At 67.7% G+C, this 21,197-nt stretch carries 16 protein-coding genes and 1 pseudogene; 8 read left to right on the forward strand and 9 right to left on the reverse strand.

From position 1 onward, the window contains the following. Nucleotides 1-37 precede the first annotated feature (37 nt). From L6Q96_11140 to L6Q96_11160, 5 genes are all read right to left on the reverse strand, one after another. Entirely contained in the window at nt 38-1,012 is a 975-nt protein-coding gene (locus L6Q96_11140) for a glycyl-radical enzyme activating protein (GenBank protein MCK6555114.1), read from the reverse strand. Nucleotides 1,013-1,033: 21 nt separating this feature from the next. Beyond that, nucleotides 1,034-3,637, reverse strand: a complete 2,604-nt coding sequence (locus L6Q96_11145) for a hypothetical protein (GenBank protein ID MCK6555115.1) — start codon at nt 3,635-3,637, stop codon at nt 1,034-1,036. Between the two features lie 449 nt (nt 3,638-4,086). Next, a complete protein-coding gene (locus L6Q96_11150) occupies nt 4,087-4,770 on the reverse strand; it encodes a 1-acyl-sn-glycerol-3-phosphate acyltransferase (GenBank protein ID MCK6555116.1) in 684 nt (227 codons plus the stop codon). 960 nt (nt 4,771-5,730) lie between these two features. Continuing rightward, nucleotides 5,731-6,036: a hypothetical protein gene (locus L6Q96_11155; protein ID MCK6555117.1), complete on the reverse strand. Its 306-nt coding sequence runs from the start codon at nt 6,034-6,036 to the stop codon at nt 5,731-5,733. A gap of 12 nt (nt 6,037-6,048) precedes the next feature. Next, nucleotides 6,049-6,912 (reverse strand): hypothetical protein, encoded by an 864-nt coding sequence (locus L6Q96_11160; protein ID MCK6555118.1) that lies wholly within the window; start codon nt 6,910-6,912, stop codon nt 6,049-6,051. A gap of 219 nt (nt 6,913-7,131) precedes the next feature. On the opposite strand from L6Q96_11160, the gene L6Q96_11165 reads away from it, so the two are divergent. The 4 genes from L6Q96_11165 to L6Q96_11180 all read left to right on the forward strand — a co-directional run bounded on the left by L6Q96_11165 (nt 7,132) and on the right by L6Q96_11180 (nt 11,590). Further along, on the forward strand, nt 7,132-7,545 hold the full coding sequence (locus tag L6Q96_11165) for an AAA family ATPase (protein MCK6555119.1): 414 nt from the start codon (nt 7,132-7,134) through the stop codon (nt 7,543-7,545). A 289-nt stretch (nt 7,546-7,834) separates the two neighbouring features. Beyond that, on the forward strand, nt 7,835-8,932 hold the full coding sequence (locus L6Q96_11170; protein MCK6555120.1) for a saccharopine dehydrogenase NADP-binding domain-containing protein: 1,098 nt from the start codon (nt 7,835-7,837) through the stop codon (nt 8,930-8,932). Between the two features lie 178 nt (nt 8,933-9,110). Then, nucleotides 9,111-10,742: a gamma-glutamyltransferase gene (ggt, locus tag L6Q96_11175; protein MCK6555121.1), complete on the forward strand. Its 1,632-nt coding sequence runs from the start codon at nt 9,111-9,113 to the stop codon at nt 10,740-10,742. A gap of 233 nt (nt 10,743-10,975) precedes the next feature. Further along, the gene (locus L6Q96_11180) at nt 10,976-11,590 is read left to right on the forward strand and encodes a class I SAM-dependent methyltransferase (protein ID MCK6555122.1); all 615 of its coding nucleotides are present in this window, start codon (nt 10,976-10,978) and stop codon (nt 11,588-11,590) included. A 55-nt stretch (nt 11,591-11,645) separates the two neighbouring features. On the opposite strand, the gene L6Q96_11185 is transcribed toward L6Q96_11180, so the two are convergent. After that, entirely contained in the window at nt 11,646-12,308 is a 663-nt protein-coding gene (locus L6Q96_11185) for a YceH family protein (GenBank protein MCK6555123.1), read from the reverse strand. A gap of 115 nt (nt 12,309-12,423) precedes the next feature. On the opposite strand from L6Q96_11185, the gene L6Q96_11190 reads away from it, so the two are divergent. Then, nucleotides 12,424-13,788, forward strand: a complete 1,365-nt coding sequence (locus tag L6Q96_11190; protein MCK6555124.1) for a glycoside-pentoside-hexuronide (GPH):cation symporter — start codon at nt 12,424-12,426, stop codon at nt 13,786-13,788. Between the two features lie 193 nt (nt 13,789-13,981). Here the strand turns inward: L6Q96_11190 and L6Q96_11195 are convergent. Continuing rightward, a pseudogene (locus tag L6Q96_11195) lies at nt 13,982-14,974 on the reverse strand (hypothetical protein). Between the two features lie 842 nt (nt 14,975-15,816). Beyond that, nucleotides 15,817-16,737 (reverse strand): helix-turn-helix domain-containing protein, encoded by a 921-nt coding sequence (locus L6Q96_11200; GenBank protein MCK6555125.1) that lies wholly within the window; start codon nt 16,735-16,737, stop codon nt 15,817-15,819. A gap of 203 nt (nt 16,738-16,940) precedes the next feature. Between L6Q96_11200 and L6Q96_11205 the strand changes: the two genes are divergently transcribed. From L6Q96_11205 to L6Q96_11215, 3 genes are read left to right on the forward strand one after another with little or no spacing between them, the layout of a single operon-like run. Next, nucleotides 16,941-17,924 carry a thiamine pyrophosphate-dependent dehydrogenase E1 component subunit alpha gene (locus L6Q96_11205; GenBank protein ID MCK6555126.1) on the forward strand — a complete coding sequence of 328 codons (984 nt, stop codon included), beginning with the start codon at nt 16,941-16,943 and terminating at the stop codon, nt 17,922-17,924. A gap of 25 nt (nt 17,925-17,949) precedes the next feature. Beyond that, entirely contained in the window at nt 17,950-18,918 is a 969-nt protein-coding gene (locus tag L6Q96_11210) for a pyruvate dehydrogenase complex E1 component subunit beta (protein MCK6555127.1), read from the forward strand. Nucleotides 18,919-18,951: 33 nt separating this feature from the next. Beyond that, nucleotides 18,952-20,073, forward strand: coding sequence for a 2-oxo acid dehydrogenase subunit E2 (locus tag L6Q96_11215; GenBank protein ID MCK6555128.1), 1,122 nt, complete (start codon nt 18,952-18,954; stop codon nt 20,071-20,073). Between the two features lie 26 nt (nt 20,074-20,099). On the opposite strand, the gene L6Q96_11220 is transcribed toward L6Q96_11215, so the two are convergent. Next, a complete protein-coding gene (locus L6Q96_11220) occupies nt 20,100-20,915 on the reverse strand; it encodes an SDR family oxidoreductase (GenBank protein ID MCK6555129.1) in 816 nt (271 codons plus the stop codon). Nucleotides 20,916-21,197 lie beyond the last annotated feature (282 nt).

A 21,197-nucleotide genomic window follows, 5' to 3' on the forward strand; every position in this document is an offset into this window, starting at 1 on the left:
TTGTCGAAGCACCAGCGGGCCATTCTCCGACAGGCTCTTAGAGAGCGGCCCGGATGCCGTGGCTGGCAAACTCGGCCACCAGTTCTTCGTACAAACCGTCGGGCGGAGGCGACACGCCCAGCGGAGCCCGCGCGCCATCGAGGCGGGGCAGCTTCGCTTCCCACAGGTGGTTGTAACGCAACAGCGTCAGCTCCCGCACGCCGAGCCGCCGTAAGAGCGCCGCGGCCGCCGCAATGTCCGCCGCGGCGGTGTTGTACCCCGGCACTACCGGCATGCGGACAGTCACCGGTACCGGGCCCCGCAGAATCTGTTCGAGATTGCCGATTATCGGGGCATTGTCGCGGGTCGTGAAACGGCGATGCGCTTCGGCGTCAACAACCTTCAAATCGAACAGCACGGCATCGAGGAAAGGCAGAAGGTCGTCCAGCAGCCGGGGCGGGTAACACCCGGCTGTCTCGATAACGATGTGCAGTCCGGCGGCGCGTGCCGCCGGCAAGAACTCGCGCAGAAACGGCGCGTGCAACACCGGCTCGCCTCCGGACAACGTCACGCCGCCCCCCGACGCTTCGTAGAAGGGGCGATCCCGCAGGACCGCTTCGAGTAATGCCGCCACCGTGATTTCACTCCCAACGATCCGCAGGGCATCCGCCGGACAGGCGGGCACGCAAAGGCCGCACACGGTGCAGCGGGAGAAGTCGAGGCGGCCCTTGCGCTCGGCGCCGAGGGCGTGCTCCGGGCAAGCGTCGCGGCAGGCCGAACAACCGGGGATGCAGCGGTCTTCGTAGTACGCCATTTCCGGACGAGGACGGATGGCCTCGGGATTTTGACACCAACTGCACGCCAGCGAACATCCCTTGAAGAAGATCACCGTGCGAATGCCCGGCCCGTCGTGGATCGAGAAGCGCTGGATGTCGAAGACCGTGGCAACAGGCGCGGCCGGCGATCCGCCGGGCGCAGCACTGTCGTCGGCACATGAAGCGGGCGACCCGGCCGGCCGTTGCAGCAGGTTCATGCGCGCCCGCCCCTGGCGCCGTTACCGGCCCGGGTCCATACAGGCCGGTCCGCCGGCGCTGTGCAGCGTGCGGCCGATCAGCTCGTCCTTCATGGCTTCGGTGAGATCGTTGAAGTACGCGCTGTAGCCGGAGATGCGCACGACCAGGTCCCGGTAGCGTTCGGGGTGGCGCTTGGCGTCGATCAAAGTCGCGGCATCAAGGACGTTGTATTGCACCTGCATGCCGCCGGCAGCGAAATAGCCGCGGGTGAGTCCGTCGATTATCGCGGTCCCGGCAGCCCCCTTCACGAAGTTCGGATCGAGCCTCTCGTTCAGGCAACAGCCGTTGGCCACATGCGGCCCGCCCGCGTGTGCCGCCCCCAGCATCGACGCCGTCGGCCCGCGGCGGTCGGCCCCGTTGGCCGGCGATACGCCGTCACCGATCGGTTGACCCGCCCGGCGCCCACTGGGCAGCGCGCCGAGGCGGCGGCCGAAACCGATGTGCGTGGTCATGGTCCAGAACCCCGGGGCGTACGGACCGCCGCGCGGATTGCGGTAGCGGCGGACGGTTTGGGCGTACATGTCCGCCACGAGCCGCGCGTAATGTTCCGCGCGACCGGCGTCTTCGCCGTATTTCGGCACCTTGTTGAGGATACGATCGCGAAGCTCGGTCTGGCCCTCGAAATCGGCATCGACCGCGGCCATCAACTCGGCGAAGGTCAGCCGTCGCTCGACAAACACGAGCTGTTCGATCGCCGCGAGGGAATCGGCGACGTCGGCGACGCCGACCCCCTGGAAGCCGGTCGAGTTGTAGGTCGCCCCGCCGGCGTTCACTTCGACACCCGACGCAACGCAGCCCCGCACCAGTAACGACAGAAGCGGCGTTGGCCGGTGCAGTGCGTGCGTGCGCTCGATGGCATCGTTGCCGGCGACGGCCGCCGCCACCACCAGCTCCATTTCCCGGCGCAAGGCGGCGATCAGCGCGTCCATCGATTCGAAATCCGGCACCGGACGACGGACTTCCCCGTCAATGCCGCCGTGGAGCGCGCGGTCGAGCATGGCGGGCAGGCTGAGGAACCCGGCACCGGCGGCAGGGAAGCCCCGGTAAGGTACGCCCCATTCCACGCAGCCGACGATCGCGTAGTCGCGCGCATCCGGGCGCGCCACGCCAAGCTCCTCCAGTGCCGGCACCACGGCGTCGTCATTGAAGAACGCCGGCATGCCGCCGCCCCGTTTGACGACTTCGTACGCGCGCCGCATGAACGCCGGCGAGCTGCGCGGGTGCACCCGCACGTGCAGGTTCGGCTGTCGCAGGCGCATCTGGTCGTAGGCTTCGAGGAACAGGATGCTCAGCTCGTTGGCGGCGTCGTTACCGTGCGCATCGGTACCGCCGAGGGTGAGGCCCGAGGCCGACGACAGGCCGCTGAAATACTCGGTGGCCATCGTGTTGAAGAGCGGCAACAGCTCCGCCGCCTTGCCGAGGAAGCACCCGAGGATCTCGACCGCCTCGGCCGGAGTGAGGCGCCCCGCATCGAGGTCGCGCCGATAGTAAGGATACAGATACTGATCGACCCGTCCGAAAGACACCCCGTGTTGGAAGCTCTCCTGGTGCACGATCACGTGGGCCAGGAAGGTACTCTGCACGGCCTCGTGGAAACTGCGCGCCGGGTGCGCCGGGACGTGAGCCAGCACTGCCGCCAGCCGTTCGAGTTCGGCGCGCCGTTGCGGGTTACGCTCCTCGGCGGCGGCCGCCGCACAATGCCGGCTGCAGCGTTCGCCGAAGGCGATCGCCGCCCGGGCCGAGATCGCCGCCGCCTCGTAAAACGCCGCTTGCTCCGGCGTCGCCGCGCCGGCCCGTGCCGTCTCGACCTCGGCAAGCAAGCCCGTGAAGCCCTTCTCGACCACGGCCGGGTAATCCGGGGTCACGTGCGCAATCCCGGCGAACTGCGTGAGGACAAACAGCCGCCCGGCCATCAGGGTGTTCTGGAGTTCGGGATCGGCGCAGAGCAACGGCGCCCGGGCAATCACGGAGCGGTTGAACCAGAACGGAAAAATGTCCTCTTCGAGAGTCTGGATCTGTTCTGGGGCGATGCGGAGCGGATTCACGGGCCGGCGGCGCAAGGTATCGAGTTCGGGCAACATCATCATGCCGCCGAGGTCGGGATGGATCGGTGCGCCGATCCGCTGGCTCGACGGATTGCCGACGATAAGCTCGTGCGGGTAGATGCGCAGCGGTACGCGTTCGAGCACGTAGGCCAGCGCCCGCGCATAGGCGACCACCGGCGGCTCCTTGCCCGCTTCCAGCCGCACGTACAACCGCTGCAACCAGTTCGATACGGCCACCTGCCACGGTTTCTGCCGCTCGCCGCGGCCGAAGCTTGCCATCAGCGACCGGCGAACCATGCGGTAGTGCAGCGGCGCCAGCGCCCGCACGATCGGATGCTGGCGGGTGTGCGCTCGCAGGTAAGCCGTCAGCAACTCGGCCTTCTGCGTACACAGGGAATACGGCGCATCGAGCAGATCTTTGCGCAGCCGGGCCAGACGCTGGCTGCGCGGTAATGCCGGCACTTCCGGCTCGGCCGCCCGGCGGTAGTCGGTGCGCCCCGCCGCCGGCTCCTGCAGTACGACCTGACTGTCTGGCGTCATGGTCACCCTCCTTACACTGCCCCGACCCGAACCATAAAACCAAACCAATCTTCGGGCCAGACGGGCGACAACCGAAATGTCAGACTGCCACAATCGCAACTAGACGACTCTTCGCAAGAATGGAACCCGAGCCGGAACCGGGGTCCGGTCCTGGTCCGCCGCCCATCCCGCGCAGTGGGAGGTCGCCGGCTACCACGAGACCCGGCGGTCGCGACGGCGCCATGGCATCGTCGATCGGCCGGCGCTGGCGGAGGCGCTGGGCATCGAGGTCGAACGGCTGGCCGCGCCGCGCGCCGCTATTGCCTTCGAAAACGACGCCATGCAAGTGAAATCGGCCTGATCTGATCACCGAAAGCCGGGGATTACCGCAGGTTGTCGTGGTCCGCCCCGCGTGACAAGAGCTTTCCGTCGAGGAGCGCCGAGCCCACGAGCAGGCACGTCGGCCGAGCTCAGGCCGCGGGCTTGTCGGCGCTGGCCGGGCGCACCGCCCCGCGATGCTCCGGGTACTTCGGCGTCACGGCGGCGTAGAAGGACTCGAAGACGCGGAAGTCCGCATCCATGTCGCCGGTCGGCTGAAAGGCCGGCCCGAGCCCTGCCACCTTGCGCCGGTAGTCGAGGTACCCCAGGACGATCGGCACCCCGGCACCGCGCGCGATGTGGTAGAAGCCGGTCTTCCACCCCACCGAGTGCTTGCGCGTGCCCTCGGGCGGCACCGCGAGGATCAGGTGCCGGCTACTGCGCAGCCGCTCGACCGCCTCACCCACCACGTTGCGCCGCTGGCTGCGGTCGATCGGCACGCCGCCGAAGAAGCGCAGGATCATCCCGAGCGGGAAGAAGAACGCCTCCTCCTTGATGAACCACGACAGCTTGACGCGAAAGAGGTAGGCCGCCGTGAGCATCACGAACGCATCCCAGTTCGAGGTGTGCGGTGCGGCGATGATCACGAAGCGCGGCGGCTGGTGCACCACGCCCTCGATCCGCCACCCGGCGATGCGGAAGATCAACCGGGCGAGCCCGTGCATGAAGGGGCTCACGCGGAAAGGGTTCTCGGCGGACGTCTCCTCGGAGATGGGCATCCACCTTGTGTAGCGGACGCGCCGCCGTTTCCCCAGCGGCTCCAGTTCGCAGGACATGCGTGTCCCCGATTGCCTCGATCGCTGTTGGACGAGGTGAAGATGAAACCGAAACTGCTGGCCGACCTGTAGTCGTGCCCTTCCGTCTGGCCCCTGTAGGGGTCGTGCTTCGGGTCTAAGGCTGAAGGGTGGACGTCAGGCCGCCCGCTTTTTTCGGGCGCGTCCGCTCGGCAAGGCTTGCTGCAGCGCCACGAGGGCGCGCAGTGCCTCGTTGACCGATCGCGAGTCCGGGAAGCGCGCCGCGGTCTTCGTCAAGCGACGGGGCTGCCCGGGGCGCAGACCAGGCGGCCTTTCATCCGCCCTGGTCGTGCTCACCGTCGTTCTGGGAGCCTGTCGGAGAAACGCCCGCTGGTGCTTCGACAAGCTCAGCACGAGCGGGCTCTGCCTTTGTTTCACGGCATCTTCCGCTCGCCCTGAACTACTATCGCCGAAAGCCTTGCCGTGGTGCGCAGAATTCAGATGGGGAGGGCGAGGCTCCAGCCGAGCCGTCGTCAGACCGTTGCGGCTCGGCGGGAGCCTCGCCCTCCCAGAGGCATTGCTGGTCAGGCGATGGGTTGCGGGCGCCAGCCCGCGCTAAGCCCGTCGAAGGGCGAGGGGCCGCTTTCTCCGACAGGCTCCTCGCGAGTTGGTGAGCGTTTTCGATGCCGGGACCATACGTGCACCTCGCAGCCGCGGGACGGATCGCTGCCCGGTTGCGAGAGCTTGATCGCTGGGACGACTACCTCGCAGGTGCGACGCTGGCGGGGCCATGCCCCCAAAGGCTCGCCGCGATTGCAGAACAGCACCCAAACTACTTCGCGCTCTGTGGGAGCTCGCCGAGGATCGCGAGCGCAACCAAAGGCCCGACGAGGGTGCGGAGGAAGCTGCGGCAGGGGCCGATAGCGAAGAGGGACCTGGCGGCTGGGGGCTGCCCGGATGCGCCAGCCTCAAGCCCCCAGCACCTGTATTTCGTGCCGTCCGTTACGGCAGGCGCACGTAATACGCGCGCGGTCTCCCGTCACCCAGCGAAGTGCCGACAACGATGCGCCCGGCCGGTGTCATGCCGTTCACGGTAATCGGCGAGGTCCCTTCGAGTCCATCCGCCAGGCCGGTTTGCAGCAACAGCCCGTAGAGATTCCGGTAACCGTTGTCGATGTCCCACACGAACGCCGTCCCCCGGTCGGCTGCCCCTCCAGCCATGGCGCTGCCGTCGGCCGAGACGGCCCTGATGTCGCCGACGAGACCACGCCCGAGCCACACCGGTCCTACCGCTGTCGTCCATCGCATGGGACTTTCCAGTCAGCCCGTCTCCGTGTGCTGGTCACTCGATCCGCCGATGACGGCTCCGTTTGCCGAGGCGCTCAGTGCGCTGCTCTCGGGAGTCGCATCGTCGACCCACCCAAGTGGGAACAGACCCGGGTCGCTGGTAAAGCGGAAGCCTTGCACCAGCGGTGTGTCGTCCTCAGCAACGTCGTAGCGCGCCGCGCCGACGATCACCCGACCGTCGCTGGAAATGCCGTACGCCTCGCATAAGGTTCCCTCGACGCCCGCCGGTAGGAAGTCGCCGAACCAGTGAAAGCCCTCGTCGGCGGTCCACCGGAAGCACAGCGTCTTATCGTCGCCGTAATTCGGGTCGACGCCCTCGCCGGTGCCAACCACGACCGTGCCGCCGACAGACATGGCGAGCGCCTGCGAGCACACGATGAAGTCCGGCAACTCGCCGAGTGGCTGCATGCCGGTTTCAGCGGTCCAGATGAATGCCCGGGATTCCCCCGATGCCGCCGTGCTCGCGCCGGCGACCACGGATCCGTCGGCGCTCACCGCCGTGGCCTCGCTGCTGTCGGTGTACCCCGGCAAGAAGCCGAGCGCCTGAAGATCGCCACCGGCCGTCCAACGAAACGCTTGCATTCCGCCAGCCGACTCGCTTCCGCCAACTTCGACTCGGCCATCGTGCGATACCGCGTTCCCGAGGTTTGCCTGTCGTTGGGCGCCGGGGAGCACGGGAATCAGGAACGCCGTCGGTTGCGGTGTGGGGGGTGACGTTGGTGTCGGGGTCGGGCGTGGCTTCGGCTTGTCGTCGTCGCCTCCGCAGCCTAGCAGTGGCAACAGCGCACCGATGAGCAGCGGTGCGATGGTGGTCTTGTTCACGCGCAGACATCCCATCGATCCCTCCTGTCGCCGGAAGTGCGGCGTCCCGAGACAGGCGCGCGCCAGCTATGGGCCCTGCCGGCGCGTTTGGAGGTTCGCCCCTCCGATCCTTGCCATCGCCTCGGTTCATCATGATAATCCGAGGCAATGATTGGCCGTGCGCTTCGCCTGCCGCTCCGCCCGAAGGCCTCCTTCTTCCTCTGGGGGCCTCGTCAGACGGGAAAGAGCACCCTGTTGCGCGCACTCTACCCGCGGGCCCGCCGGATCGACCTGCTGACGTCGCGTGAGTTCGTACGTTTCTCGCAGGACCCCACGGTCCTCAGAGAAGAAGTCGAGGCTGCCCGTGACCGCTTCGTGGTGATCGACGAGGTGCAGAAGGTGCCGGGGCTGCTCGACGAGGTCCACTGGTTGATCGAGAACCGCGGGGTGTCCTTCGCCCTGTCCGGGTCGAGTGCGCGGAAGGTCCGGCGCGTCCATGCCGACCACGTGAAAGGCCTGCGCGAGTTCGTGCGCGACCATCCGCGCGTCGGCCGGCGGGTGGTGGTGAGTCTCGACGACCGCCCCCGACGGACCGAGGACGGCATCGACGTTCTCCCCGCCCGCATCTTCGCGCAGCAGCTCTGGGACGGGACGCTGCTGGCGGGGTGAGATCCGTCGCGGCGGCCCGTCGCGCCATCGAGGAGAAGCTCGGCCAACCGCGTCCGCGGCATACTTGTGTTGGGCTTCATCCCTGCAAAGACCAACTCGCGCACGGAACGCGCTTCTGCCGAAGTCCTCTCGGACCATGGCCGTTCTGGTGCCCTTGCAGTTCGCCAAGCCCGCGATGCGCCTGGCGCGACCGATCGGCGACGCCAGGGGACGCCTGATCGCTGGCGCCGGATAAGGGCCCGACGACCCCGATTGACGGCGGCGCGCCGGCCGCGGTATCGCCCACTGCATGGCACGCGACGCTATCGGGGTTCTCGGCGCCACCGGTTACACCGGGCGGCTGATCGTCGACGAACTGCGGCGCCAGGGGACCCCGGTCGTCATTGCCGCACGCAATCCCGGGAAGCTGGCGCGCGTCGCTGCCCAGACCGGCTGCGAAAGCCTCGTCGCCGACGTCAACGACCTCGCCAGCCTCGATCGGCTCACCCAGCGCTGCCGCGTGCTGATTAACACCGCCGGCCCGTTCGTCGACTACGGCGAGCCCGTCGTCCGGGCCGCCATCGCCAACCGGTGCCACTACGTCGATACGACCGGCGAGCAGCCGTTCATGAAGGCCATGCTGGCCCACGATGCGCCGGCTAGAGAACGCGGCGTAGCGGTGGTCTCGGCCCTTGCCTTCGAAATCGCGGTCGGCGACTGTGCGACCGCCCTCGCCGGAGCCGGGTTCCGTGAGATCGGCAGCGCGTACCTCACCTACGTAACCCGCTTCCATCCCAGCCAGGGAACCCAGCGTACGGTCCTCCGCATGCTGCAAACGACCGGGTACGCCTACGAGGGCGGCGCGTGGATCGAGGCCACGCCGGCCAGCGTGCTACGGACGGTGGTTTTCCCACCGCCGCTTGGACGCGTTACCGCCGTGAGCTTTCCGGCAGCGGAAGTCATTACCGTCCCACATCACCTGCCGGTGCGCGAAGTTCGCGTCTTCATGGCCGTACCGGCCGCCCTTGCGCATGCGGCACACTGGTTCGCGGGGCCACTAACCGCGGCTCTGCGCGGGCCACTCGGTCGGCTCGCCGCCGGTGTCATCGGCACCGACACCGGCGGACCGAGCGAAGCGACTCGCCACACAGACGATTTCACCATTCTCGTCGAGGTGCGCGGCGTCCGTGCCGGCGTCGCCGCGGTCGAGCGCCTGCTCGTGCGCGGCCACGATCCGTACGGACTCACCGCTGCGATAGCGGCCACGGGCGCCGCACGTATGGCCGCCCCCGGTTACGATCGTTGCGGCGTCCTCCCGCCGGCAGCCGCCTTCGATCCACGCCCGCTGCTCGACGGTCTGTCCGGCGCCGGACTTTCCTACAAGCGACTCGAAAGCGCCCGAGCTTGACCGCCTGGCCCGCTTGATCCATGAACTCGCAAGTGCCTCCATCCGCGCCGGGAAAAGCGGTGCTCTTTCGCTCGAACCGAACCGGCCCGGACGAGAAGAAACCCCCCCGGCGGTCCGCGAAGGCCGGCGGTCGCGATCTCCCCGGCGGGAGTTCTTCAGCCGCCAGTTAGGTCAATAGATGTTCACGTCGCGGCGCCAGGAAACCCGCGGATTCCGCAGCCGGCGATCGATGGTGCTGGCGCAGCGCGGCATGGCTTGCGCCAGTCAGCCTCTTGCCACGGCCGCCGCCGTTGACCTGCTGCGCCGCGGCGGCAACGCGGTCGACGCCGCGATCGGCGCGGCCGCCGTGCTCGGCGTCGTCGAGCCCTACATGACGGGCATCGGCGGCGATTGCTTCATGCTCATCTGGAATGCGGCGGAGGGAAGACTCTACGGACTCAACGGCAGCGGCCGCGCGCCGTCGGGGCTCACGCCTGAAGTTGTGCGCTCTCGCGGTCACTCCGCCATGCCCTTGCAGGGCATGCTGCCGGTCACCGTTCCCGGCGCCGTCGACGCCTGGGAACAAGCGCTGCAACGGTTCGGTTCGCAGTCCATGCAAACCGTCCTCGATCCGGCCATATACTATGCGCGCCACGGCTTTCCCGTTTCCGAGATCGTCGCACATCAGTGGCAGCTCCTGGTCAACCTCGGCGTCCTCCAGCACGCCGACGCCCTGCGGGCGTTCACCGTCGAGGGTCGGGGACCGCGCCTGGGCGAGGTGTTCCGGATTCCGTCGCTGGCGGCTTCCCTCGACACGATCGCCGCCGGCGGCGCCGCGGCTTTCTACCGCGGCCCGCTCGCGGCGCAGATAGTCGAGTTCTCGCAAGCCAACGGCGGCCTGCACACGCTGGAGGACTTCGCGGCGCACACGTCGACCTGGGTCGAGCCGATCGCAACCGACTATCGCGGGTACCGACTGCACGAACTGCCGCCGAACGGCCAGGGCCTCGCGGCGCTGATTGCCTTGAACATCCTGGAGAATTTCGACCTCGCCGCTCTCGCACCCGAGTCCGCCGATGCCGTGCACTTGCGCATCGAAGCGGTGAAGCTCGCCTTCGCGGACCGCGATCGTTACATCGCCGATCCCGACCGGGCAGCCGTGCCGGTGGAGGCGCTGCTGTCGAAAGACTACGCGCAGGGCCGGGCCGCACTGATCGACCGGCGCAGAGCCGCCAAGCGAGCTCGGCCGGGCAAGGTCGGCACCGGCAGCGATACGGTTTACCTGACCACGGCCGACGCCGCGGGCAATGTCGTTTCGCTCATCAACAGCCTGTTCTTCGGCTTCGGCTCCGGGATGGTCGCCGGCGACACCGGCATCGTGCTCCAGAACCGGGGTTTCGGTTTCGTCCTGGACCCGGCCCACCCCAACTGCCTGGCGCCGCGCAAGCGGCCGTTCCACACGATCATTCCCGCCATGCTGTGTCGCGACGGCCGGCCCATCGTCTCGTTCGGCGTGATGGGCGGCGACGTGCAGCCGCAGGGGCACGTGCAGGTGGTATCGAATCTCGTCGACTACGATCGCAACATCCAGGAAGCGCTGGATTGGCCGCGCTTCCGCTTTCTGGATACCGACCGCGTAGCCATCGAGGCGGAGGCCGGCCCGGCCGTCGTCAAAGAGCTGGCGGCGCGCGGGCACGCCGTCGTCGACGAGGCGGTGGCCATGGCGCTCGGCGGCTTCGGCGGGGGACAGGGAATCATGATCGACCCGGCAACCGCCGGTTACTGGGGCGGTTCCGACCAGCGCAAGGACGGCGCGGCGATGGGGTTTTGAGCCACTAGTTCGCGAGTTCGTCGCATGGTGCGAAGAATTTCGGAATGCGGATTTCGGATTGCGGACGACGGATTCATGAGTTCCGCAATCCGCATTCCGCAATGGGTCGCGGGCGAAGCCCACGCTGAGGGGGCGTGAGAGCCTGCGGGAGGAGAGCCCGCAGCGCCTGCAGCAGGCTCAAGCGTCACGGAACCCTGTCAACCACCCACACGCCCTCAACAAAGGAGGCTCACGTGCTGCTCAACCGAATCGAGACGGTCATGATGAACAACCCCGTCCGGGCCGCGATTCAACGGCGGTTCGAGGCCGGGCGGCTGTTACGCATGGGGGGCCGCACCCCGCGGGCGCGGGCGCTCGAAGTCGGCTGCGGGCGCGGCGTCGGCGCGGAGATAGTGCTCGGTGCTTTCGGTGCCGATCGCGTCGACGCCTTCGATCTCGATCCGCGCATGGTGGCTCTGGCGCGGCAGCGTTTGCGGCGCTGGGGTGAGCGCGTACACGTGAGTGTCGGCGACGTGACTCGGATCGCCGCCGGCGATGGAACGTACGACGCCGTTTTCGACTTCGGGATCGTTCATCACGTACCCGACTGGCAGGCGGCCCTCGCCGAGATCTACCGCGTATTGAAGCCCGGGGGACGGTTCTTTGCGGAGGAGGTGCTCGACCGGTTCATTCTGCACCCCGCCTGGCGGCGTTTGCTGGAGCATCCCACGGAGAACCGCTTCGATCATTCGGGTTTCGTCCGCGGCCTCGAAACGCAAGGGTTCAAGGTCGTCGCCACGAGGCAGATGTGGGGATGGTTCGGCTGGTTCGTGGCCGACAAGCCCGCTGGCACGACACCCGCAGATTGAGCCGGGTTATAGACCACCCCTCCTCACGGCTTTCTCCTGGCGAGGACCAGGGGCGCTACGGCGCGGCCGATCCTTTCCGCTCCGAGGCCAACTGTTCCACCGCTGCGCGCAAGCGTTGCACCTCGGCTTCGAGTGCGGTGACCCGCGCGGCCAAATCGTTATCCGCACTGGGCGCCAGCGCCGCCGCCGCGTATGCGCCCGGAGACGGATCGAGGGGGTGCAAGTCGGGGCTGAGCAGTTGCACATAACGCTCGGCACGCGAGCCGGGCAGCGGCGCCAGGCGCCGAACGAAACTGCGGTCGATGAGCATCGAGAGGATTGTCGCCAACCGATCGAGACTTTCGATGCTCACCATGCGCCCCGCCCGCACGCGCAACTCCCCCGGTGACTGCGGACCGCGCATCAGTAGTTCGGCGATAACGGCGAGGCCGGCGGCATCGAGTCCGAGGGCGTCCTTCCCGCTATGACAGAACTTCTCGACGCGGCTGTTACCGGGGTAGACCTTGCGCGCCAGTGCCCGCCGTACCAGCCGTTCGAGTGCGTCCTCGACGTCCGGCATCTCCAGCGTCAGCACCGGATCGCGGTTGGCTTTCTGGTTGGCTCCGTTGGTGGCAGCATTGACCGACAGCGGATACTGGTCGGGGGTCGTTAGTGACTTCTCTATGAGGACTCCGAACAACCGGGCTTCGAGCGGATCGAGGGGGGAATCGAGGGCCATGCGAGCACGCTAGCAGAAAGCCGGTGGCGGCTGGAACCGGGCCGGGGGCTTGGTGGGCAGATCGCCGGGTGGTAACGCCGCTTCGCTCTTGCGGCCGGCGTGATAGAAAGCCCGTGTGGTTGCGACTGAGGGTACGCGGCTGTCAGAAGCGCTGCCGCCGCGGGTTAAGTCGGTTTTCGCGCTCGGGGACCACACCCTCAACCTGACGCTGTCGGCGCTGTCGCTCTTCTACCTCTACTACCTGTCCGAGTTCGTCGGCTTGCGGCCGTCGCTGGCCTCGGTCGTGTTGCTGATCGGACGCTGTGTCGACGCCTTTGCCGACCCGATGATGGGCAGGCTGTCGGACCACACCCACTGGCGGCGCGGGAGACGGCGCCCGTACTTCCTTATCGGAGCAGTGCCGTTTGGCGTCAGCTTCGCCTTGCTATGGGTGGACTACCCGGTCGAGTCGCAACTGGCGAAGTTCGCCATCTACTCGATCGTCTACCTGCTCCACAGCCTCACTTCGACGGTCCTCGCCGTGCCGTACATGGCACTGTTGCCCGAGTTAACGCTCGATTATCAGGAACGCACCTCCGTCAACACTTACCGGGCGATCGCCTCGGTGCTCGGGACGCTGGTGCCCGCAGTAGCTTTTCGTCCGCTGGCCGAGGCGTTCGGTGGCGGCGCGGCGGGGTTCGCATGGACCGGTGCGCTGGCGGGTCTGTGGGTGGTGTTGCCGTGGTTCGCGATCTACCGAACCACGTGGGAACGTCCGGGCTTTCAGCAACGCGCGACGCGTCTGAGTTTCAGCGCGGGAATGCGGGCGCTGGTCGCCCACGCCGCATATCGACGACTGGCGGGGTTGTACCTGTGCAGTCGCATTGCCATGGACGTGGTTTCCGCCATCTTCATCTTCTACTTCGAGTACTGGCTGCGGCGGCCGGGCGACTTCGAGGTGAGTCTGCTGCTCTTGCTGCTGACCGTGGTGGCGTCGTTGCCATTATGGTTGCGCTGGTCGCATTTCCGCGACAAGGGCAGCATTTTCATCGTCGGCACGACGTGGTGGATTGCGGTTTCGTTGGCGATGTTCTTCGTCTTGCCGAGCACGCCGCGCTGGGTGGTGTTTGCGGTGTCGATGTTGGCGGGCGTCGGATACGCCGTGGCAGACATGATGCCGTGGTCAATGCTCGGGGAGGCGATGGACGACGACGAGCTGCGCACGGGCGAGCGGCGGGAAGGGCTGTACGCGGGCTTCTTCACATTTCTGCGCAAGCTCGGTGGGGCCAGTGCCGTAACCGTTGCCGGGGTTGCCCTCGAGCTGGCCGGATTCGTCGGCGGGCAGCCGCAACCCGAGTCGGCATTGCTGGCCATTCGCATCCTGACCGCGATCGTCCCGGCGGCTTTTCTGGTCGGCGCCGTGGTGCTGGCCATTGGCTACCCGATTACTCGCGCGCGCCACGCGGAAATCCTGCGGCAGCTCGGTTTGCGCCAGACCTGATCTACGATTTCCCCGGGTGCGCGGGCGGCGCGAAGAAATCGGATGAGGCATGGGTGGTCAGGTCATGGGTTGCGGACACCAGCCCACGCTGAGGTCATTGAGGGGCACTGGCCCACCGATCGTCCCGAGTAACCGCCGTCTTCTCAGGCGGCGTATCGAGGGACGGCTCGACCCCCGCGGCACCGGTACCCGCTTACGGCGGCATGACCCGGACCACGAACTGTCGGGGCGGACCGGGGTTGCCCTCTTCGTCCAGCAAACGGACGGTGATCCGGGTGTCGCCGTCGGGGAAACGGAACGCCCGATCGACCGGGCCGCCGCAAAACTGCACCGTGGTATCGTCGTGAACGAAACCGTACTCCTCGGAGGGTAGAAACTTCACGCAGGCTTCGTTGCGGCGCCGGCCGGCGGGCGAGCCGGTTCCGTCGAGGAATCGGCAGGAGAGATCGTTCATGCTGCCGATCAGCGTCTCGTCGAGCGGCTCGAACCCCGGCGGATCCACCGCCGGCACACCACCGGCCGTCGACCCGATCCGATCGCAGACCGCGGCACTGCCGTTACCCAGGGCGCGGTCCACCTGAATCTGCAAGTCTGACGGCACCGTCGCTCTGTCGAGATAGGTCGACCGGCCCACAGGCAGGCCACTGGCTCCCGGAGCGCCTTCGACGATCAGCAAGAAGCCGGTCCCGCCGGGACGGACATAAATGGGCAGGTCTTCGCCGACGGGCTCTTCCGCGGGCACGAGGGAGTCGTCCGATCTGGTGAGGCCGACGAAGGTCACCACGGGCCCGCGCGGGCCTTCGGGAGTTGGCGTGGGAATCGGGGTTGGCGTGCGCGTGCGCGTACCGGTGGCGGTCGGTGTCCGCGTGCGCGTCGGCGTCGGCGTGCGGGTACCCGTCCGGGTGGCGGTTGGCGTTACGGTACGCGTTGCCGTCGGCGTGCGGGTTGCCGTCCGCGTCGCTGTGGCGGTCGGGCCGGTCGGCGTCACCGTCGGCGTGCCGCGGGTGGGCGTGCGCGTCGGGGTGACGGTGACCGTTGCCGTGCGTGTTGGGCCGGCGGGGGTACGGGAAGGAGTTCGGGTTGCCGAGGCTGTCATGGTCCGCGGCGGCGTAACGGTTGCCGTTCCGGTGCGCGTAACGGTGGCGGTCGGCGCCGGGATGGCGGTACGAGTGGCGGTCGGCACGGGGGTGAAAGTTCTTGGCGGCCCGCCGCCGACCCGGACGAAAAACTGGGATAGCGGTCCGAGATGACCGGCGGTGTCCCGCACCCGTACGCTGACCAGCGTATCGCCGGGAGGGAATGCGAGGGAGCTATCGACGACCGCCGCCGAGCAGAACTGCAGTGAGGATCCGGTTCCGGCGAAGGCGAAATCGCCAAAGCGGTCGACGGTACAGGCGGTACGAGGGGCGGTGTTGACCCCGAAACGACATGCCAGATCGTTCAGTGCATCGGTGACCGGTTGCGAGCCGCCGAAGTCCGGGGGACGCACGGGCGGGACTCCTTCGTCGCACACTGCCGGCGAGCCGTTGCCCAGCGCACGGGTGGTCTGGAGTTGTAGATCGGGACGCCCGCCGGGATCGTCCGGCACGCGACCGAACGTAACTTGTCCCGGCGGCAAGCCGCTGAGGCCCGCCGCGGCTTCGACGAAGATCCGGAAACCGCGTCCGGTTGCACTGAAGAACACCGGGCGGCCGCCCAGGTTGCCCAGCGGGGAGACGGTCGCGCCGTCGGCCGCCGCAAGGCCGACTGCGGTGAGTCGTGGACCCGCCGCGTCGAGCAGAGACAGGAGGGCCGTGGTATCGCCGGCGCCGAGCCGGCCGTCGCCGTTCACGTCGGCGTCGCAGGCCGGGATCGCCCGCTGCATCAGGGCAGCGAGCAAGGCGTCCAGGTCGGCCGCATCGACCTTGTGGTCGCAGGTCAGATCGCCGATCGGATGCGCGTTCGCCGCCAGCGCACGCGCGAACAGGAGGAGGGTGACGAGCACCGCCGGCAGCCGGCGGCCAGCCATGCGGCGCCGCGCCGCGGCCCTCACCCGACCGCCGGCGTGCGCTGCACCACGCCGGCAGGCGCGGTCTCGCCCACCACAACGCCGCCCTCTGCCAGGACGCGGCGGAGTTGCTCGACACTAATGGTACGGACCACGCGACGGCGGAGCAGCGCCGTCTGAAGGCTATGGATGGTCCACACCGTACGTCGACTCGCGTACTTCTTCGGATCGTCGGTGGCGATATGCAAAATGGCGCGGCGCACGCCCGGCGTCAGAGTCCCCTGCGTCGCCAGCGTCTGCAGGCCGAGGATACCGTGGCGGCGGAACCGCCGCAGCCAGCGTCGCACCGTCTCCGGGCCGATATGCAGAGCCGCGGCGATTTCCTGTTCGTTCAGCCCACGGCTGCTCGCCAGGACAATCTGGGCCCGCAAGGCGCGGTCCGCCCGCCGTCCCTTGGCCAGACTCTCCAGTGCACGCATCACCTCGGGGCTGAGCGCTTTCATCGGCCGGGCCGCTCGACGCCATAAGGCGGGCGGCAGCGGCAGTCCGCGCAGCAACTGGCGCAGACCTTCGACGCTGATGGTGTCGACCACGCCGCGGCGCATCAGATACACACGCAGTCGCCGCAATGACCACTCGGGATAGGGTTCGCCGACGTTAGTCGGCGAGTGCATGGCGACGCGGGCGATTTCGTCGCGCACGGCATCGGTGAAGGCAACGTTCTTCGGCCGTCCCGCGCTGGCGTGCGCCAATCCGCGCAACCCCAGGTCCTCGAAACGTCGCAGGCAGTTCCGGATGGTGTTGGGATGCACACCGACCCGTTCGGCCACGGCGGGAATCGACAAACCGCTTGCCCGTCCGAGCACGATCCGCGCGTGGCGCGCGACATTCGGGGGGCCCTCGCCCGCCAGCCATTCGAGTTCTGCATGCAACGCCGGTGTCAGTTTCAGTCCGTTGGCCATGATGTGTCACTCTACGTGGGTGTTAGAATCCTCCAGACTGTCCAGATAATAGTGGGTCCCGCCGAAAGCCGCAACCCCGGAACGCTTGCCCCTCGCGAATATCCCTTTGACCTCGCGAGCGATTACGGGTTATGCGGTTGGGTTGACTGTCGCCGGCCGCTCGCGAAGGCGGCGCCGGTAACGCCACTCACGAGGAGACTGCGATGTCAGCCCCGCCCCTTCCGAGATCGGCCCTCCTGCAGATGTTTCGCACGATGGTCAACATTCGGCGTTTCGAGGAAACGATTCGCGACCTGTTCTTCCAGGGGGAGATCCCCGGGTTTGTACACGTGTCGATCGGTGAGGAAGCGGTGCCCACGGGCGTCTGCGCCGCGCTCGACCCCGGCGACTACATCACGACCACCCACCGGGGGCATGGGCACATGCTTGCCAAGGGTGGCGAACTCAAGCCGATGATGGCGGAGATCTACGGGCGCCGCACGGGCTACTGCAAGGGCAAGGGCGGTTCGATGCACATCGTCAGCTACGATCTCGGCATCCTCGGCGCCAACGGCATCGTCGGCGGCAATATTCCGATCGCCACCGGCGCCGCTCTGGCCTCCAGCTTCCGCAATCACGCCGAGGTGGCGGTCTGCTTCTTCGGGGACGGCGCTTCCAACGAAGGGACGTTTCACGAATCGCTCAACCTCGCCGGGCTCTGGAAGCTGCCGGTGATTTACGTCTGCCAGAACAACGCCTATGCCGAATTCACGCCGACGGCCGAGTCGACGTCCGTGCCGGACATCGCCGTGCGCGCCGCCGGGTACGGCATGCCGGGTGTCATCGTCGACGGCAACGATGTACTGGCGGTTTACGCAGCGGCCCGCGAGGCCGTCGAGCGGGCCCGCCGGGGCGCCGGGGCGACGCTCATCGAAGCCAAGACCTACCGCTGGGAAGGACATGTCGTCGGCGAACAGGCGTTCGTCGGCGAATACCGCCCTCGGGAAGAGGTCGAAGCCGCCCGGGCGCGTTGTCCGATCGCACGTTTCGCGAACTACCTGGAAACGGCGGGAATCGCCACTGGGGCCGACCTCGACGAGATTCGCGCCGCGGTGCAGGCCGATCTCGATGCCGCCGTGGCGTTCGCGCGAAGCAGCCCCTTCCCCGAACCATTGGAAGCGGAACTGGACGTCTTCGCCTCCGCATAGGACGGACCGAACGAGGAAATTCATCATGCGTGACATCGGGTTCATCGAAGCGATCAACGAAGCGCTGGCGGAAGAAATGGAACGCGACCCGACGACGTTCATCATGGGGGAGGACGTGCGTCTCGGTGCGTTCGGAGCGACCCGGGGCCTGATCGACCGTTTCGGCCCCCAGCGCGTGCGCAACACGCCGATTTCCGAGGCGGGGTTCGCGGGCGCCGGGGTCGGGGCCGCCATGGCCGGTCTGCGGCCGATCGTGGAAATCGAATTCGCCAGCTTTCTCTATTGCGCCATGGATCAGGTCTGTAACCAGGCCGGCAAGCTGCGTTACATGTCCGGCGGGCAGGCCCGCCTCCCGATAACTTTCCGCTGCGTCTTCGGCGCCATGGGGTCCGCCGCCGCGCAACATTCGGAGGTCGTCTACTCGCAGTTCCTCGCCGCTCCGGGACTGAAGATCGCGGTTCCCTCCGACGCCGGCGACATGAAGGGCCTCCTCAAGGCGGCCATTCGCGACGACGATCCGGTGATTGTCTTCGAGCACGGCCGCCTCGGCTTCACGCGCGGAGCCGTACCCGAGGGAGATCACGTCGTGCCGTTGGGCCGGGGTGTCGTGAAGCGGCCGGGCAGCGACGTCACGGTGGTGGCCGTCGGTGCAATGGTAAGCAAAGCCCTCAACGTCGCCGAGGCGCTCGCCGGCGAGGGAATCTCCGTGCAGGTCTGGGACCCGCGGACCCTGGTGCCGCTCGACGAGGAGGGTCTGCTCGCGGCGGTCGCCGCCACGGGTCGGGTGGTGATCGCCGACGAAGGCCATCGTCGCGGCGGGGCAGCCGGCGATCTGGCGGCGATCGTCATCGACCGCGGTTTCGATCTGCTCAACGCTCCGATCAAGCGCGTCACGGCGCTCGACATTCCGATCCCGTTCAGCCCGCCACTGGAAGAACACGTGCTGCCGAACGAAGCGAAGCTAACGGCGGCGGTGCGGGCGGTGCTGGAGTAGGCTGGCGGGGTAGAGATGCCTGCCGACGTCATCATGCCTAAGTTTGGCCTGACCATGCAGGAGGGCCGCATCCAACAGTGGTTCAAGGCGGAGGGCGAGCCGGTGGCCGTCGGCGACAAGCTCTTCGAAGTCGAGACCGAAAAGGTGCTTTACGAAGTCGAGGCGACGGTCGCCGGCACACTCGCCCGCATTTTGCACCCGATCGAGGCCGTGGTGCCGTGCGCGGGCGTCGTTGCCGTGATCGCACTGCCCGGAGAAGACCCGGTTGCGGTAGCCGCCGCGCCTCGCGAAGCCGCGGCAGCACCGACCCCACCGACCGCGGCCGTCGCGTCGGCGGCACCGGGGCCGCCGACGGGCGGTGCTCCGGCGACCCCGGCGGCACGCAAGCTCGCCAGGGAAAAGGGTGTGGATCTGGCGCGCGTCGCCGGGACGGGTCCGGGCGGCCGCATCACGCGCGAGGACGTCGAGGCGGCGCTCACCGGCGGGCAGCAGCCGGCTCCCGGCAGCGGTCACGGCGAGCCGTTGCGCGGGATGCGCAAGACGATCGCCGATCGGATGCTCTCCAGTTTGCAGACCACGGCGCAATTGACGATCACCACCGAGGCCGATGTCGGGGCACTGGTGGCCCGGCGTCAGCGGCTCCAGGCCGAGCATCCGCTGACCTACACCGACCTGCTGACCGAGGCGGTCGCGCGCGCCTTGCGGGAGCATCCGCGACTGAACGCCACCACCGACGGCGAGAGAGTCAGCGTGCACGACGTGGTGCACCTCGGCGTGGCGATCGCGCTCGACGACGGACTGGTAGTCGGCGTGATTCGCGCCGCCGATCGACAACCGCTTCATGCCCTGGCCGCCGCCGCGCGCGGCCTCGCGGAACGCGCACGGGCCGGCACGCTGGGCCTCGACGACGTGACCGGGGGAACCTTCACCATCACCAATCTCGGTGCCTATGGTGTCGACGCTTTCACGCCGATCCTGCATACGCCACAGGTGGCGATCCTCGGGGTCGGCCGCATCGTCGAGAAGCCGGTGGTTCGTGACGGACAGATCGTTATCCGGCCGACGATGGTGCTCAGCCTCACTTTCGATCATCGCATCATCGACGGCGCCCCCGCCGCTCGGTTCTTGCAGCGCGTCGTCGAGTTGCTCGGCTAGCCGGCGAACTGGCCCCGCTCGGGCGGCTAGATAGCCCAGCCGCCGTTAGGAGAGATGACCTGACCGACCAGGTAGCTCGATTCGTCGCTGGCCAGGAACAGCGCCACCGCGGCGACCTCGTCGGGCGTGCCCAGGCGGCCGATCGGGATCTGCAGCGCAAGGGCGGCCTTCATGGGGTCGTCCAACATGTCGAGCAGCGGTGTGTCGATAAAGCCGGGAGCGATGGCGTTGACGTAGATGCCGCTGCCGACGACTTCACGGGCGACCGCTTTCGTCAGGCCGACGATGCCCGCCTTGGCGGCGCTGTAGTCGGGGGAGCCGGCGAGTCCGGACGTGCCGGCGACCGAGGCCATGTTGACGATCTTACCGGCGCCCCGCGGTTCCATGATCGCGAGCGCCTCGCGCGTGCAGTAGAAAGTGCCATCCAGGTGGATCGAGACGGTACGTCGCCACTGGGAGTCGCTCATGGTGCGAGTCGCCGCGATCGCCGTCGTCGAGGTACCGGTGCTGGCGAGTTCCATGGCGCGCGTCACCATGTTCGCCTTAACCTCGTCGGTTATGGTGGCGATACCGGCATTGTTCACCAGGATATCCAGTGCGCCCCAGCGCTCGACCAGCTCCTCGAACATTGCCCGCACCTCGACGCTATCGGAAACGTCGGCCACCAATGCCATCGAGGTTGTACCTGCCACAGCGAGTTCGGCAGCCACCCGTTCGGCGGCGGCGCGCGACACGTCGTTGATCGCGACCCGCGCCCCCTCGCGCGCGAATGCCAGAGCGATGGCCCGCCCCAGCCCCGACCCGGCCCCCGTGATCAGGGCGGTACGTCCCGCTAGCTTCATTCTTCTTCCCTCCTGCGGCAGATCGCTTCCCCGCCCCGCACCCATAACCCGGCATGCCCCCCGACAAAAGCCTCCCGACTCCGACTCCGAATGAGGTCCGCCCGATAGCGCCGGCGCCAACGCACGTGCTATGGCATGTGGCAGGGCTCTTGACGTTCGGCCAGAGAAGTATGCAACAATCTCCCTAGTGAAATCGTTGAAGAATTCTGGGGCTGTAAGGGTTGACTGGCATTTTCACGGAGGCGCGAATCTTGCTGAGTGTGGGCGAGTGAGGAGGGTTGC

The sequence above is a fragment of the Candidatus Binatia bacterium genome (genome assembly GCA_023150935.1).
Lineage (GTDB): Bacteria > Desulfobacterota > Binatia > HRBIN30 > HRBIN30 > JAKLJW01.